The following is a 15674-nucleotide window of genomic DNA, read 5'->3' on the forward strand; positions in this document are numbered from 1 at the left end:
TAGGGTCCACCAAAGTTATTGTATGAAATTACCGTAGATGTAAACATTCAATTCCTTGTTAATTTTATTAGTAATTGTTTAAGGGAATTATTGATTACGGATCTTGTCCCATATGTTTTGGGCAATCCGTTTAAATACAAGCGATTGTTTCCAACGATCGGATAATATTTCTTCAGCCGAGTGCTCTCTCGGCAAGCCCGAGCGTGTGGCTGCATAATGATGTCCTATTTCACAGACAAAAGGAAAAACCTCACCTGGTTTAGCCTGTGCAAGCCAATAAACCATTCCCTTCTCCCACCATTTTTTAAACTGAACTGCTATTGGATGCTCTCCTTCTTCACCAATATCGATTTGAATTTGTTGGGCATTCGTCACACGGCCATGAATAGAAGAAGCCCGCCTAAGCAATTGATTAAAATAAGGCTCAGCCATATGAAAAGAATACATTTCTCCTGCCAATACATAATGCGAGAAATCGATTGTCAAACGTAAGTTTTGTATCTTTTCAACATATTCAGCAGTCCGAAGCAAATCTTGCGTAATTCTCCCACGATGTGTTTCAACGAAAAATGGTATACGTGATAAGCCTGCTTCTTCGATTAGGTCTTCAAGAAAGTGCAACCACAACGTCATCTGTCATAAATGCATTACCCACTTGAGCATTAACATATTGGACGTCAAAATCCTTTGCACGTTCCATCAGCCTTCGCAAATCCTCACGTTTTGACGGAAAGCTCTCTAAGCCAAAACTAAATTTGTATTGCTCCATCAAGTTCCTCCACTGTTTCTCTTCAGATGGTTCGGGCAAGCTACCGAATATCCCGTCAAAACCAGCTTCGGCTATACGTTCGAACTTCTCCTCTAACGACCACTCCCTATTATGCGAACCATAATTTATCATGGACCACATGGACTGATGAATGATCATACGAGGTGGTTGATTTATTGCACTATTCATCCCAGTCATTTTTATCCATTCTCCTTAGAATTGATATATAGCGCTTTCCTTTATAAGTTCTCTAGAGCTAGTAGCTAAAATATCATCATGATAGATCCATCCATCTAAATCAAATAGAAAAGCTCTCCATTTTGTTAATAGATAGTTATTCAATATTGTAGCATCCTAATTGATATCTGAGATAAATGTATTGTTTATGTAAATGCAGGACTGTCCCTTAATAAACCAGTGACAGCCCTGGTTCAAATAATGAACAAGTTGGACCCAAATGCTAAGAAAGCGTTATTTCCTGCTATATACTAGTGGATTCAAATGACTTGCAGCTACCTCACCTGGCTTAACTCCTGGTAACCATTGGGCTAAGTCATTTTTACGAGCATTGCTGTCTGGTTCCGCAGCTAAAGAATCATCTGCATAATAAATGATTGTCATGACCTCTCGCATACGGTTTGTTGGATTTCCTGGAGCATTGTGCATCGTCCAACCGGCATGAAATGTTGCGTCACCAGCATCCATTGCACCATATGTCACTTTTTCGAAACCTTTTCCTTCAATATATTGCTCTAACGTCCGGTGAGACTCATCGGAAATCTCGATTTTACTGACATACCCCGATTTTTGAGAACCAGAAGCGAAAGTCATAGATCCCATCTCTTCTGTAATTGGAACGATTGGCATCCACATTGTGATCGTTTTGTCTGTATCAAACGGCCAATAAATTTGATCTTGATGCCATGGCGTGTGCCCCCCGCTCGGTTCCTTGAACAATGCTTGATCATGATAAATCCTCACTCCATCAACACCCATCAACTCAGCTGCTACTTTTGCAAATCTGCGAGCCATGACGAAGCGTTGAATAATTTCACTTTTTTTCCACACATTCCCTATCTGAATGAAAGCTTTACCATATGTGGTCCGTTCGTGAATTGGCTTATTTTGATAATTGAGTTCTTTTACAACCTCCCTGATGGCTTCTCCATAAATCTCGACTTCTTCTGAAGTAGCTAGACCTCTCAAACAAGCGTGACCATTTTTTTGATATTCTTCGATTTGACCTGAATTCAATACATAACTATTTTTCAAAGTTGGAAGCATATCAAGATTCTTACCCATCTAATTCCCTCCAATATAATCAAAGTTTGATAATGTGAGAAAAATCACATCAATTAATATCATTTTATAGAAAGACTACCAACTTTTCCTTGTATCTCCTAACGGATTTTTTTGTCAAAAACAACGGATCTTCTACATTTATACGCTTATATTAAAAGAGTCTTTTATCAAAAAAGACTGTGAAATTAATTTTATTTTTGATATGTTAGAATTAATTGACCTAGGTGGTGTTTGTAGAAATGAATTTACATGAATTACTCCGGATTAATCCATTTTCACCTTATATTCGAGAATGCGAATATGCTGTCCGCCCGCAATGGTATTTTCCAGAAAGACGGCTACTGGATTATTTGCTTGTATATTTTCAGGAAGGGAATTGTTTGTTTGAAATTGATGGAGAGGAATACCATTTTTCCCCTGGTGATTTTTGTCTTGCTCAACCAGGAAGTTTAAAAGTAATGCGTGGTCTGACTCCTACTGTCACCCCTTTTGCACATTTTGATATGTTTTATAACCCACTCCGTGAAGAGAGCTTTCCTACTCGCGCAGGACAAACTGATTTAAAAGACTATTTGCATTTAATTCAACCCTGTCTGAATGACATTGACGGAATCCACATTCCCGTTCGTTTAAATCCGAAGGATCCAGAAAAATTTAAAATGACAATTTTGAGGATGGTCGAGAGCTGGCAAAACCGGGATCCATTACGACAAATGGAAGCACAATCACTTGCATCAGAGTTGATTGTTCGCATAATTTATGATCATAACGGTATTAGTTTCAGTGAAACGGAGACACTGCCGTCCTTTAATTGGTTTCCCTCCTATCTTTCTTTGCATCTATCTGAATCTGTCACCGTTGAGGATATGGCTCGACGTGCGAATCTATCTGTTTCTCGGTTTAGAGAAGTGTTCAAAAAAACTTTTGACATGCCGCCGCATAAATACTTGATGCATTTACGCATACAGCATGCCAAGGAATTACTTAAAAACACCGAATACTCGGTAGAAAAGATAGCCGAGTACTGTGGATTTGCCGACATTCACCATCTTTCCAAAACCTTTAAGAAAGTGGTGGGTATCACTCCGCGGTTCTATAGAAACAATCACAATACCACTATGAATCAAGCAAAATCGCGGTATAGTGATAAATTTTTGTAAATAGTGTCTACTATATTCACTTGCGATTTTTGTGATTAAATAGAGGCCTTTAGAATAACTGGAAAGTGATCGGATGGAAAACTACCATTTATCTTACATCTATCCACAATGGTCTTATGTAACTGAACCTCTTTTGCAGCAAAGATGTAATCGATTGGATGGCCCTCTGTTTCACCTGAAAAACTATGAAAAGTAGATCCGATTTCACCTTCCAATATGCTATAGGCATCAACCAGCTTTTCTTTACTTTTTAAGTAAGTAATAACGCTATTTTCAGGCGTTGCATTCAAATCTCCTGTTAAAAAGAAAGGTCTTTCTTTTAGTTGATGAGTTCCTATTACACCCCATATCATTCGAATTCCTTGTTCCCTTGCTTCCTGACTAATATGATCTAAGTGTGTATTATAAATAAAGAAATCCTTTTTAGGATAATTTTTAAATTGAAAATGTCCCCATGTACATACACGCGGATAATCAGAGCCCCAACTTTTGCTGCCAGAAACAGAAGGTTGTTCGGATAACCAAAATTGTCCTTGATTAACAACATTTAGTATATCTTTTTTGTAGAAAATGGCTGAAAGTTCTCCCTTATTTCCAACCTCACGACCACGCCCGAGATATTGATAGTTACCTAAACGGTCTTCAATATCAGATAACATATAAGAAAGCCCTTCCTGTATACCGATAATGCTCGGGTTATGTTTTTTGATTACTTCAGCAGCCTTATCTGCTCGGTTCTTCCATGAATTCTCATTGTCACTGGGGACATCAACACGTAAATTAAATGTCATTATTGTTATTTCCATCTTTCCACATCCCTGCCTTTTTGATATCTATTAAAATATTATATATCAAAATTGGAATTATAGTCTCACCAACAGAGTATTGAAGCACTGTTGATCTGTTGTAAGCAAAACAATTTTTATTTAAAGTGGAAATTAATATGTTGGAAAATTGAAAAATCTATTTATTTAGTATTGAAAACGATTTCACGGGGGTTTATTATAAACTTAGTGAAACGTTTCGATTAAATCGATTATTTTTTTTCTTCTAATTGAAACGTTTCAACAAAAACTTTTCAGTAGAGATATTGGCAAATGAAATCATGGGATGATTGATAATAATTGAAAGGGGATGGTTTTCTAAGTCACCAATAACTCTAGTAAATTGAAATACTACATTACTAAAAATAGTGAGAGGGAGATTACAAAATGAAAAAGACAATTACAATGCTAATGATAAGTCTTCTTTTAGTTTTAAGTGTATTAGGAGGTTGTTCATCTAAAAGTGAAGAGACATCAACAGATGGAAAAACGACGATTGAAGTTTGGGCAATGGGAGATGAAGGTAAACGGCTAAGCGGTGTAGTAAAAGACTTTGAAGCTAAGAACCCTAAAATAAAATTGAAAGTTACTGCAATTCCTTGGGATAGTGCACATGATAAATTGGTTACTGCAGCAGCAGCAAAAGAAGGTCCAGATGTAATCCAATTAGGAAGTTCATGGGTAACAGAGTTTGCAGCAGCGGGTGGATTATTAGACTTAAGTAAGTATGATAAATCAGAAGAATATCCAAATATTAATTCAGACGATTTTTTTGCAGGAGCATCAGAAGGATCAAAATATGAAGGTAAATTATACTCAGTACCATGGTATGTAGAAACACGTGTACTTTATTACCGTAGTGATTTATTAGCTCAAGTAGGATACAAAGAAGCTCCAAAAACACAAGCTGAATTAAAAGATGCAGCAGAAAAATTAGTGAAACTTGGCGGAAAAGGTCATTATGGACTTGATCTTGCTATCGCAGATCCTATGTACCCACAAGTATTCAGTTGGCAAAATGGAGTAGACCTTATTGATTCAAAAAATCGAAAAGCAAACTTTAATGATCCAAAAGCAATTTCTTCTATGGAATACTATGCTAGCTTTTTTAAAGAAGGCTTAGCTGCTGGCCCAGATGTACAAATCGATATTACACAAGCATTTGCAGATGGAATTAAACCAATGTATATTAGTGGCCCATGGATGATTAATATTATGAATGATGCAAAGGCAACAACAGGTGAATTTGAATGGAATATTGCACCACTTCCTGCAGGGGATACAGACAATACTTCGTATTTAGGTGGGGCTGGATTATCAGTTTCTGCATACTCAGACAATCCAAAAGAAGCAATTACATTTATAAACTATATGGCTGACCCTGAAGTACAAGTAAATTGGTATAAAACGGCTAACGGTTTGCCAGCAGTTACGTCAGCTTGGGAGGATCCAAGCTTAGCAGATGATAAAATATTATCAGTTTTTAGAGAGCAATTAGATCACGCCAAAGTACCACCAATGATTGTCGAATTAGAATCAATTAAACAAAATATTATAAAAATGGTTGAAGATGTTGTAGTAGGCGGAGCAGATGTAAAATCAGAAATGAAGAAACTAGAACAAACTGCACAAGAAATCCTGGATGGAAAATAAGGATATTAAAGTAAAAAGTAGAATATAACAAATTGGTAATATCGAAAATTATGACTAACTTTGCGTTTGAAATGTCACTTTGGCAAGGAAATCTACATGAGCTTATTGCTGCTCTTGTGGGTTTCCTTACAAGCTGAAAGTTGGAAGGATGGTAGTATGAAAATTAGATTTTTTTCAAATAGGCCCTACATGATATTTATTTTGCCAGCCTTAATCATATTATCTGTATTTTCAATATTTCCAATCTTTGTAGCTCTTGGAGTTAGTCTGACAAATATGAATTTAATTGGTCTCCTAAATTGGAGTCAAGTTCAGTTTGTTGGATTCGAGAATTATATGGACTTATTAGCAGATAAGGAGTTTAGACAGGCTTTTTTTAATACGATTTTTTACGTTGTATTTGGTGTACCATTAGTAGTAGTAGCTTCACTAGGTGTGGCCTTATTGTTAGATTATGGGAAGAATAAGTTCTTCACTGCAGCTCGTGCATTGTTTTATATGCCATCAGTAACTACATCTGTTGCAATAGCTGTTGTTTTTGGATATTTATATAATAATCATTATGGATTATTTAATTATGTGCTTTCCTTATTAGACCTACCGAAAGTACCTTGGTTAACACACCCGATTATAGCGAAAATTTCATTAATTCTAATGGCAGCTTGGAAATCCATTGGATTTAATATGATCATATTTTTAGCAGCACTACAAGGAATTCCAAAAGATTATTATGAAGCAGCGGAAATTGATGGAGCAAAGAAATGGCAAAAACTATTATATATTAAAGTGCCATTATTAGGATTCGCAACATTTTTTGTTGCATCGACAACATTAATCGGCTGGTTCCAATTTTTTGAAGAGCCAATGATTATGACAAAGGGTGGGCCAGTAGGGTCAACGAATTCAATCGCTTTATTCATCTACGATAAAGGATTTAAATTGAGTGAATTTGGATATGCGGCAGCAGGATCTTTTGTCTTGTTTTTAATTATTTTGGCACTTACTTTAATACAATTTAAATTGAGAAAAAAGGATAATGGATATAATTAATATCCTTTAGGAGGCAGGTTATATGAATCAACAAAAGTTGTCTGCAGAGCGACTCTTAGTTTATATCGTATTGCTAGTAGGTGGAATCTTAATGACGTTGCCATTATTCTGGGCAATATTTACATCGTTTAAAACAGCTGCTGAAGCAATGCAAACACCACCATCTCTTTTTCCAAATGAATGGTTAATAGATAATTATAAGAAGTTATTTGTTGAATTGAATTTTGGTACATATTTAAGAAATACACTTGTGTTAGTAGCATTTTCCTTTCTCGGGTTATTTATTAACATGATGGCAGGGTATGGATTTGCAAAATTCAAATTTAAAAACAAAGAGAAGATTTTTTACTTAGTTTTAGCAACTATGATGATCCCGGGTCAAGCAACAATGATACCGAATTATTTAATATTAAATAAAATGGGACTAACAAATACAATGGCAGGAATTATATTACCAGGTCTGGCAGGAGCCTTTACAATATTTTTATTCAGACAATTCATGGAAACGATTCCTGATGATTTAATTGAAGCGTCAAGAATAGATGGAGCTGGGAATATTAGAATATTTATGCAAATCGTGGCCCCTATCTGTAAGCCAATAATAGCAGTACAAGCTATTTTGGGATTTATTCATGCATGGAATAGCTTCCTATGGCCATTAATTGTTGCAAACTCAGAGGATTTATATACATTAGGTGTAGGACTTTCACTTTTAAAGGGGCAGAACGTCAGCGACTTTGCTCTACAAATGACTGGTTCATCCGTGATGATTGTACCCGTAATTATTTTATTCCTATTTTGTCAGAAATATATTGTTGAAGGATTTACTACATCTGGTCTTAAATAATCTAGCAAAAGTAGTTACTACAAAAAGAAATGATAACTTGCTGGGAAGTAACAATTACGAGGAAGGGGAATTAATAGTATGAGAATGTTAGTTTTGGATTTAGATTCATTGAGACCAGATCACTTAGGCTGCTATGGATATCATCGAGAAACATCACCAAATATTGATAAAATTGCCGCAGAAGGAGTTCGTTTTACAAATTATTATACGTCAGATGCACCTTGTCTTCCCTCACGAACAGCCCTAATGACAGGACAATTTGGGATTCATAATGGTGCAGTTGGTCACGGTGGTACAGCAGCAGATTTACGTCATGAGGGACCAAAACGTGCTTTTCAAGATCGCTTAGTACGTGAAAGTTTGCCTGGATTTTTACGTTCTGAAGGATTAAGAACAGCTCTTATTAGTCCTTTTGCAGAGAGACATTCTTCTTGGCATTTTAATGCAGGATTTAACGAAATTTATAATACTGGTAATTGTGGGATGGAATCAGCTGAAGAAGTAACACCAACGGTACTTGACTGGGTGAAACGAAATGCGAAGGAGGATAATTGGTGTTTATATGTGAATTACTGGGATCCGCATACACCGTATCGTGTTCCATCAGATTTTGGAAACCCATTTGAAAATGATGACATACCAGAGTGGCTTACTGAAGAGGTATTAGAGAATCATAAAGGGTTAGTTGGCCCTCATAGTGTCCATGAAATAGATATGTATTGGAGTAAGCCATTACCGCAATTTCCAAGATATCCAGTAGAAATCAAAGATATGAATGATATGAAAAAAATGATTGATGGGTATGACTGTGGTGTTCGATACATGGATGAACATATAGGCAGGATTTTTAAAGAACTTGAAAATCATGGATTAATGGAAGATCTAGTAATAGTTATAACAGCCGACCACGGAGAGAATTTAGGAGAATTAGGAATATATGGTGAACATGGAACAGCAGATCATGGTACATGTCGAATTCCTATGATTATTCGTTGGCCAGGAATGAATCAAGGTCATGTGGATAACGGCTTACATTATAGCTTAGATTTAGCACCTACTTTAGCAGAAATGTTTAATAAACCAGGAAAACCAAGCTGGGATGGAGCTAGCTATGCACCCGTTCTTAAAAGTGGAGAAACTAGCGATAGAGAATTTTTAGTGATTTCACAATGTGCACATGTTTGCCAGCGTGGAGTTCGTTTTGGTGATTGGCTGTATATTCGCACATACCATGATGGATATCATTTATTCGATAAGGAAATGTTATTCAACTTAAAAGAGGATCCCTATGAACAAAACAATATTGCGAGTGAACGAAAGGATATTTGTAAAGAAGCAGTATATTATTTGAACGATTGGCACGATGAAATGATGAAAACAATGGATTATGATGTTGATCCACTTTGGACAGTAATGAAAGAAGGTGGTCCATTCCATGCAAATGGGCACTTGAAGATGTATTCTGAAAGGTTAAAACAAACTGGACGTGAAGAATTAATTTCAAAATTAAAAAAACGTCATCCAAGAGAATTCGAATAATCTGCACCAGGAGAGGGAAGTTAGCTATGACTTGTTTAACATCTAATCATGGAAGTATTGGTGTTATGTGGAAAACGGTTTCAGAGGCCTGTAATTTGGCCTGTGATTATTGCTATTATAGCCGTTGCGGAGGGAAACCTGGTAAAATCGATAGAATCGAATATGATGTACTTGAAAAATTTATTAAGGAATATATGGCAATATCCAACGGGGTAGCAAAATTTGCCTGGCAGGGTGGGGAACCCTTGTTGGCAGGTTTAGAATTTTTTGAAAAGGTTGTTGAACTGCAAGCGAAATATGCCCCTCCCCATACTATGATCAGCAATTCCTTACAAACAAATGGGACATTGTTGAACGATGAAATTGCTCAATTTTTAAAGAAATACAACTTTTTAGTGGGAGTTAGTCTAGACGGACCGAAGGAAATCAATGATGCTAGGCGGATTACTGGGTCTGGGGCAGGGAGCTTTGACCGAGTAATGCGTGGGATTGAATTATTACGTAAACATGAGGTTGATTTTAATATTTTAACGGTTATTCATGAAAACAATGTAAATAAGGCAAAAGAATTAATGGAATTTTATCAACGAGAGAAATTTACGTTTGTACAATTTATTCCATGTATGGACTTTCGGGCCCAAGAAACGGATGCAAAGGGGGATTACTTAATTACACCAGAAGAGTATGGAGTATTTCTTTGTGAAGCATTCGATATCTGGTATAACGATGGGAATCCAACTACATCTGTCCGATTTTTCGATAACATGCTGAATGTATATGTGCATCGTGAAGCTGAATTATGTGTTCACCGCAAGTCTTGTCCAAAAACACTAATTCTTGAGCAAAATGGGGACGCGTATCCATGTGATTTCTTCATTAATGATCAATATAAGCTTGGGAATGTTGGGAGTGATAGTTTAGAAGATATCTTGAATAGCCCAATCTATCAGGAATTTCTTAAGCTAAAACCAAATCTGCCAAAACAGTGTCAAAGCTGCCATTATATTGATCTTTGTCACGGCGGCTGCCCTCGTAATCGTACATGGAGTTTTGGAGAGGATGAAACGCTAGTTGATGTTGATTATTTCTGTCAAAGCTACAAACAAATCTACGCCTATGCTCATGAGAGAATGGAAATCGTTGCCGAAAACATCAAAAAACGCTGGCTGAATGAGTATATAAATACGGGATTAAAACTTCCGACCAGAAATGACCTATGTATTTGTGGCAGCGGTAAAAAATATAAAAAATGCTGTGAAGCTTTCCAAAATGTTATCGGAACAAAATAATAAAAAAGCATCGGAATCCGATGCTTTTTGTTTTCTATCAATCTATAAGCAATATAATAACTATTTCCATAATCTACTAAATGGTCGGGCCTCAGTGAGTCAACATCGATATAAAGAATTTTCATTTGATATTCTTCCTTTCTTATATAAATTTGTCTATTAACTGATGCATGAAACAACGAAAATGGGTAGATTTTTGTGACTTTTGTCATAATTTGAATAATTTTTTAAAAAAATTATTTTTTAATATTGAAACCGATTACAAATAGAATTATAATAAATCCATTGAAACGTTTCAATTAAATTAGATTGGTAGAATATATTTTTTTACCCATCTATTGAAACGTTACAAAAAAATTTAGGTTTTTTTTGAAACGTTTCAAAGAAGGGGGATAGAAGTGGTTAATTTAAAAGATGTAGCGAAGCGAGCTGGTGTAAGTGTTTCGACTGCCTCCTATTCAATAAATGGAAGCACATTAATTTCAGATGATACAAAAAAGAAAGTGTTGGACGCTGCGAGAGAAATTGGCTATCGTCCCAATGGAATGGCGAAAAATCTTAAAAAACAAAAGACGAATATTATTGGTTTGTTTTTGAGTGGTTTTTCTGGACCGTTTTTCACGGAAATGATGGAAGGCATTCAGGATGAGGTGATGAGTAAAGGATATGAACTTGTCGTTTGCGCATCAGCCGATAGACATCGGCTTCTTGTTGAAAGTTATGTGGATGGGGCAATTATTCTAAATTATCATATGGAAGATCATTTGCTAGAAAACCTTGCCAATGAAAAGCTGCCAATTATCATGCTTGATCGAGAGCTAAAGGGTCCATACATCAAAAATGTTTTGCTCCCAAATGAGAAAGGTTCTGCGATGATGGTTAATTATTTGATCTCAAAAGGTCACAAAAGGATTGGTTTTATCGCAGGATCAATGGAATCATATGATGGAGAAACTCGGTTAAAAGGTTTTATTAAGGAGCTAAAAAATAACAATATTAGCTTTTTAGAGCGGGACCTGCTTCGAGCAGAGTTCACAGAATTAAGCGGTTATTATCAGATGAGCAGCTATTTGGAAAAGATGGGCAATGATTTACCGACTGCAATGGTTTGTGCAAATGATGAGATGGCATTGGGTGCTATCAGAGCCATACAGGAAAATGGATTAGATGTGCCGGATGATATTGCAATAGTTGGATTCGATGATATTTACGCATCTCAAAATAATAATCCCCCACTTACAACAATCAAAGTGCCGAGAAAACAATGGGGGACCATTGCAGCACAATCATTATTTCAAATGCTCGATAATCAATTTGACTTTGAACCGGAGCCTATTTTGGTTGAATTAATAGGCAGAACTTCAGGTTAGCGAGGTGTATGATGATACGGATAAAGGATGAGAAAATATGCATTAATGGTAAGGATGTCCTCCTATTTGGTGGAGAGCTTCATTACTTCCGTGTACCGAAAAAGGAATGGAGAAACAGGATTCGTCAGGTGAAAGAAGCAGGAGCAAACATGATTAGCACCTATGTTCCATGGATCTTTCATGAGATTGAGGAAGGTGTTATTGATCTAACAGGGGAGACAAGGCCTGAAAGAGATCTTAAAACATTTCTTCAACTCATCAGCGAGGAAGGGCTTTATTGCCTTGTAAGACCAGGACCATATGTTATGGCAGAAGTTGTCGATCATGGTGTCCCAACATGGTTCATTGAAAATTATCCCGAAGCTATAGCAAAAACAAATCGGGGAGAAAATCATCCTACTCGAGTTGTTAGTTATATGCATCCTGTTTTCTTAGAAAAATGTGAAAAATGGTATCAAGCAGTCTGTGCCATTATCGAACCGTTTCAGGTTTCAAACCATGGACCAGTTATTTTATTCCAACTCGATAATGAAGTAGGAATGTTCCATTGGGTAACCAATCAGCCAGATTATAATCAGGAAACGCTAGCACAATTCGAAGAATATTTAAGAAAACATTATTCTTACGAAGAATTTGAAAAAACCTTTCGTATTCCCTTTGATGAAATAAAAGAATTCGCCAGTTTAATGGTGAAAAAACCTGAATCGATTTATGCACATGCACTTCGAAATGAGTTTGGATTATTTTTCCGTGAGCATTACCGAACATTCATTGAGCATTTGAAACATTCAGCGGAGGGAAAAGGGATTAACGTACCATTTGTGGTAAATATTCACGGTTTCCATACGATTGATCTGTTAAAAAGAGGAACGATGTACCCTATAGGGATTTCTCAATTACTTGAAACTGCAAAAATTGAGAATGTCTTAATGGCTGGAGATTACTACATTGGCAATATTGAATACGATAACTACATTGATATTGTTCTGGCGAATGCCTTTACACGAGCGATTCAATGGAAAGAGCAGCCTTTATTTTCTGCAGAATTCCAGGGTGGTAGTATTCATGACAAGCCAAGGCTTCAACCGACCGCATTTGATTTAACAACGAGGCTTTGTATCGCTGATGGGATGAATGGTATCAACTATTACATGTTCGCTGGGGGAGAAAATTACGAAAACATAGGATTGTTTGGAAGACGCCATGAGTGGCAGGCACCTCTTTCAGCAAGTGGTGATAAAAGACCGCATTACTTCGTAATTCAGCACTTAGGTGAAATGATAAAAGCATATGAGAACTCTCTCATTAAGACAAAGCCAGCGGCCGACACCTCCATTGGGTTTTACCCTGATTATTACATGACCGAATTCTATGATGAGCATACCAAGAGCATGGTGGAAACAATTCAGCATGGAAGAGAAGCTTACTTATATAACGGTATCGCAAAAGGATTAAGAACCAATAACATCATTTTTGAAGGTACAAATGTAATGAGTGATGATGAGATTGATCCAGCAAAAGTTCCTACACTCTGGATGTTCACTACTAAATGGATGGATGAAAATATTCAACAAAAACTTGTCTGTTATTTAGAAAACGGTGGTCAACTGATTATGTTTCCCACCATCCCAGTTAAAACGATGAAAAATATTCCATGTACCGTTTTGAAGGATTATATCGGTATTCATATTAAAGGACATAAAAACCATGGTTTTGCATGTATTGACGAGATTGATAATGTTCAAGTCGAATATATGGAAACATATGAGATCGAGGAAGGCGCCTTTGCATGGAGCGAAGATGCTGACCGAGACGTAATCGCTTTTGAGAAACGACTTGGAAAAGGAAACTTGATTATGTTTGGCGTCGGCATGGGATTCAATTTTAATTATCAGTTTGATTGTATTGCAAGTCTTGCAGTAAGGTCGGGAACTAAAAGTAGATTTTCACTGGAGGATGAACTGGATATCACTGTTCGGTCTGATTCAGAGGGTGGGAAATTCTACTTCCTAAACAACTTCGATGAATACAAAAAGGTCACAACAGTGAATGATTCTGGACAAACCCTTTTTGGTGGAAAGAGGTTTGTTATTCCTCCCAAGAGCGGACTTATACTGCCATATAACATTTCCTTGAGAGAGGATTTATCCATCTGTTATGGATCAGGAGAAATATACAGAACTGAACAGGATAGCGATAAGTTAGTACTTACCTTTAGAGTCACTCAAGAAGAAGAGGAATTTGTTTTTGAATCCTCTCAATGGGTTCCATATGAAACTGAAACAGCATCTGTAGTGAAGTTGAATGGCAATCAATATAAAGTGGTGATTCAATCAAGGTCTGAAAGTGAAACCATCCTATTCCGACTAAAGCATTAAAAGACAGGGTTATTGACTGCTGCAATGAAGGGATTAAGAACCATCAAATGGTTCTATCTATAAAACTAGTAATTTATAAATCTTTTAAAAAAGAGGAGAGGTATTAATGAAAAAGTTTTTAGCGATTTTTGCAGTTTTAACCCTACTTTTTTCTCTAGCAGCTTGTAGCAGTGCTAAAGAAACAAGTGGTGAAAAATCTAAGGAGAAAGATAGTAAAAAAGAAGAAGTAACCCTTTCGTATGCAAACTGGAATTTAGGAACGGAAGAGGAGCAAAATTTAGAAAGGTTAATGATTAAAGCATTCCAAGAGAAATACCCGCATATCAAAGTTGAAATCAATGAAACAGTTACTACAAAAGATTGGAATGGGACATTAGCTACCGCAGCAAGCAGTGGCACAATGCCGGATATATTTGCCTTACCGCAAATCCCACTAGCGTTATCTAATGATTGGTTATTAGATATATCGGAACTGGCTTCAAAGGATAAAGATTTTGCAAATATTCCTCAAATAGTTCAAGATTCTGCTTCTTATAACGGAAAAATGTACGCAGTGCCTTTTGGACAGCATTTTCTCGGTTATTTTGTAAACAAGGATTTATTTAATGCAGCAAATTTAGATTATCCTGAATTTGGAACGCCTGTTGAAGAATTCATTTCTGGAGTTAAAGAAGTTACAAATTTAAGCAAAGGTATTGCAGGTATAAACAATCCTTCGGCAGTAGTTGATTGGTATCCTGCTGCTGTAAATTCAGACATGGGTTGGTACACATTAAAAGATGGCCAATACTCATTAGATAGCACAGAGTTTATTAATGCGGTAAATCTAGCAAAAGAATTTAGTACAAACGGTTATGCTTATGACACATTAACAGATGAGCAAAAAGCGAATTTTAAAGGTAAAGATGGAAATGAAGTGTTCCTTCAAGGTGGACTCGCTATTAAGTGGGACGGAACATGGGCTGCTCCAGACTTATCTGAAAAAGCAACGTTTGATTGGGACTTTATTGGTCTTCCTGGCGGTGTAACAGCAGTAGCAAATGACTTTGTAGGAATTTCTAAATCAAGTAAACATCCTGAAGAGGCTTATCTTTTTGCTAAATGGATGTCATATGGTAAAGAAGGCTATATGAAACGTTTAGAAATTGCAGACAAAGAAGAAATCGTTTTAAACACATTGCCAATTACAACTGACGAGGAAGTTCTTGATGAATTTTTTGCCTTGGTGGATGTACCTGGAATTCGCACAGCATATGAAAACCTAGATAAGGCAATCCTTGAACCTGTAAAAATGGTACCTGGATATGTTGATGCAAGATGGCAGGCACTTACTGGTGTTAAAGCAGGTGATAAGGCAAACGCAACTACAGGGGAATTAGTGGATAGCTTTGTTAAAGGCCAACTTAAAGTTGAAGACTACGCAAAACAACTTGATCAATTAGCAGATCAAAAAAGTGTTGAAGCACAAGAAGCTTTAAAAAATAAGTAATCGA

General features: G+C 36.5%; 14 protein-coding genes. 9 read left to right on the forward strand and 5 right to left on the reverse strand.

Annotated features, from left to right (window positions below; translation table 11 throughout):
- Positions 1-87: 87 nt before the first annotated feature.
- The 4 genes from QNH48_RS04605 to QNH48_RS04620 all read right to left on the reverse strand — a co-directional run bounded on the left by QNH48_RS04605 (position 88) and on the right by QNH48_RS04620 (position 2071).
- Positions 88-633 (reverse strand): hypothetical protein, encoded by a 546-nt coding sequence (locus QNH48_RS04605; protein ID WP_283953962.1) that lies wholly within the window; start codon positions 631-633, stop codon positions 88-90.
- Complete coding sequence (locus tag QNH48_RS04610; protein ID WP_283953963.1) at positions 608-967, reverse strand: apurinic/apyrimidinic endonuclease family protein; 360 nt, start codon at positions 965-967, stop codon at positions 608-610. Before QNH48_RS04610 ends, QNH48_RS04605 begins: the two co-directional genes overlap by 26 nt.
- A gap of 15 nt (positions 968-982) precedes the next feature.
- Positions 983-1111, reverse strand: coding sequence for a hypothetical protein (locus QNH48_RS04615; protein ID WP_283953964.1), 129 nt, complete (start codon positions 1109-1111; stop codon positions 983-985).
- Positions 1112-1240: 129 nt separating this feature from the next.
- Positions 1241-2071: a phytanoyl-CoA dioxygenase family protein gene (locus QNH48_RS04620; RefSeq protein WP_283953965.1), complete on the reverse strand. Its 831-nt coding sequence runs from the start codon at positions 2069-2071 to the stop codon at positions 1241-1243.
- A gap of 239 nt (positions 2072-2310) precedes the next feature.
- Here QNH48_RS04620 and QNH48_RS04625 point away from each other — a divergent pair, with 239 nt between their 5' ends.
- Positions 2311-3231, forward strand: coding sequence for an AraC family transcriptional regulator (locus QNH48_RS04625; RefSeq protein ID WP_283953966.1), 921 nt, complete (start codon positions 2311-2313; stop codon positions 3229-3231).
- Between the two features lie 35 nt (positions 3232-3266).
- Here the strand turns inward: QNH48_RS04625 and QNH48_RS04630 are convergent, their stop codons facing one another.
- Positions 3267-4037 carry an endonuclease/exonuclease/phosphatase family protein gene (locus tag QNH48_RS04630; RefSeq protein WP_283953967.1) on the reverse strand — a complete coding sequence of 257 codons (771 nt, stop codon included), beginning with the start codon at positions 4035-4037 and terminating at the stop codon, positions 3267-3269.
- A 405-nt stretch (positions 4038-4442) separates the two neighbouring features.
- Between QNH48_RS04630 and QNH48_RS04635 the strand changes: the two genes are divergently transcribed.
- The 8 genes from QNH48_RS04635 (at position 4443) to QNH48_RS04670 (ending at position 15670) form a co-directional block, all read left to right on the forward strand.
- Positions 4443-5708, forward strand: coding sequence for a sugar ABC transporter substrate-binding protein (locus QNH48_RS04635; protein WP_283953968.1), 1266 nt, complete (start codon positions 4443-4445; stop codon positions 5706-5708).
- Between the two features lie 156 nt (positions 5709-5864).
- Positions 5865-6758, forward strand: coding sequence for a carbohydrate ABC transporter permease (locus QNH48_RS04640; protein ID WP_283953969.1), 894 nt, complete (start codon positions 5865-5867; stop codon positions 6756-6758).
- 22 nt (positions 6759-6780) lie between these two features.
- Positions 6781-7605: a carbohydrate ABC transporter permease gene (locus QNH48_RS04645; RefSeq protein ID WP_133370322.1), complete on the forward strand. Its 825-nt coding sequence runs from the start codon at positions 6781-6783 to the stop codon at positions 7603-7605.
- 78 nt (positions 7606-7683) lie between these two features.
- A complete protein-coding gene (locus tag QNH48_RS04650; RefSeq protein WP_283953970.1) occupies positions 7684-9144 on the forward strand; it encodes a sulfatase family protein in 1461 nt (486 codons plus the stop codon).
- 26 nt (positions 9145-9170) lie between these two features.
- Positions 9171-10433, forward strand: a complete 1263-nt coding sequence (locus QNH48_RS04655; RefSeq protein WP_283953971.1) for an anaerobic sulfatase maturase — start codon at positions 9171-9173, stop codon at positions 10431-10433.
- 398 nt (positions 10434-10831) lie between these two features.
- On the forward strand, positions 10832-11803 hold the full coding sequence (locus QNH48_RS04660) for a LacI family DNA-binding transcriptional regulator (protein WP_283953972.1): 972 nt from the start codon (positions 10832-10834) through the stop codon (positions 11801-11803).
- A gap of 8 nt (positions 11804-11811) precedes the next feature.
- Positions 11812-14181: a beta-galactosidase gene (locus tag QNH48_RS04665; RefSeq protein ID WP_283953973.1), complete on the forward strand. Its 2370-nt coding sequence runs from the start codon at positions 11812-11814 to the stop codon at positions 14179-14181.
- A 106-nt stretch (positions 14182-14287) separates the two neighbouring features.
- On the forward strand, positions 14288-15670 hold the full coding sequence (locus QNH48_RS04670) for an ABC transporter substrate-binding protein (RefSeq protein ID WP_283953974.1): 1383 nt from the start codon (positions 14288-14290) through the stop codon (positions 15668-15670).
- Positions 15671-15674: the final 4 nt, after the last annotated feature.

Origin of the sequence: Neobacillus sp. YX16, assembly GCF_030123505.1 — a bacterium.
Lineage (GTDB): Bacteria > Bacillota > Bacilli > Bacillales > Cytobacillaceae > Neobacillus.

Bases quoted from the DNA above. Each gene is read 5' to 3' on its own strand.
- QNH48_RS04605 (WP_283953962.1), bottom strand. From the start codon at position 633: ATGACGTTGTGGTTGCACTTTCTTGAAGACCTAATCGAAGAAGCAGGC.
- QNH48_RS04610 (WP_283953963.1), bottom strand. From the start codon at position 967: ATGACTGGGATGAATAGTGCAATAAATCAACCACCTCGTATGATCATT.
- QNH48_RS04620 (WP_283953965.1), bottom strand. From the start codon at position 2,071: ATGGGTAAGAATCTTGATATGCTTCCAACTTTGAAAAATAGTTATGTA.
- QNH48_RS04625 (WP_283953966.1), top strand. From the start codon at position 2,311: ATGAATTTACATGAATTACTCCGGATTAATCCATTTTCACCTTATATT.
- QNH48_RS04630 (WP_283953967.1), bottom strand. From the start codon at position 4,037: ATGGAAATAACAATAATGACATTTAATTTACGTGTTGATGTCCCCAGT.
- QNH48_RS04635 (WP_283953968.1), top strand. From the start codon at position 4,443: ATGAAAAAGACAATTACAATGCTAATGATAAGTCTTCTTTTAGTTTTA.
- QNH48_RS04640 (WP_283953969.1), top strand. From the start codon at position 5,865: ATGAAAATTAGATTTTTTTCAAATAGGCCCTACATGATATTTATTTTG.
- QNH48_RS04645 (WP_133370322.1), top strand. From the start codon at position 6,781: ATGAATCAACAAAAGTTGTCTGCAGAGCGACTCTTAGTTTATATCGTA.
- QNH48_RS04650 (WP_283953970.1), top strand. From the start codon at position 7,684: ATGAGAATGTTAGTTTTGGATTTAGATTCATTGAGACCAGATCACTTA.
- QNH48_RS04655 (WP_283953971.1), top strand. From the start codon at position 9,171: ATGACTTGTTTAACATCTAATCATGGAAGTATTGGTGTTATGTGGAAA.
- QNH48_RS04665 (WP_283953973.1), top strand. From the start codon at position 11,812: ATGATGATACGGATAAAGGATGAGAAAATATGCATTAATGGTAAGGAT.
- QNH48_RS04670 (WP_283953974.1), top strand. From the start codon at position 14,288: ATGAAAAAGTTTTTAGCGATTTTTGCAGTTTTAACCCTACTTTTTTCT.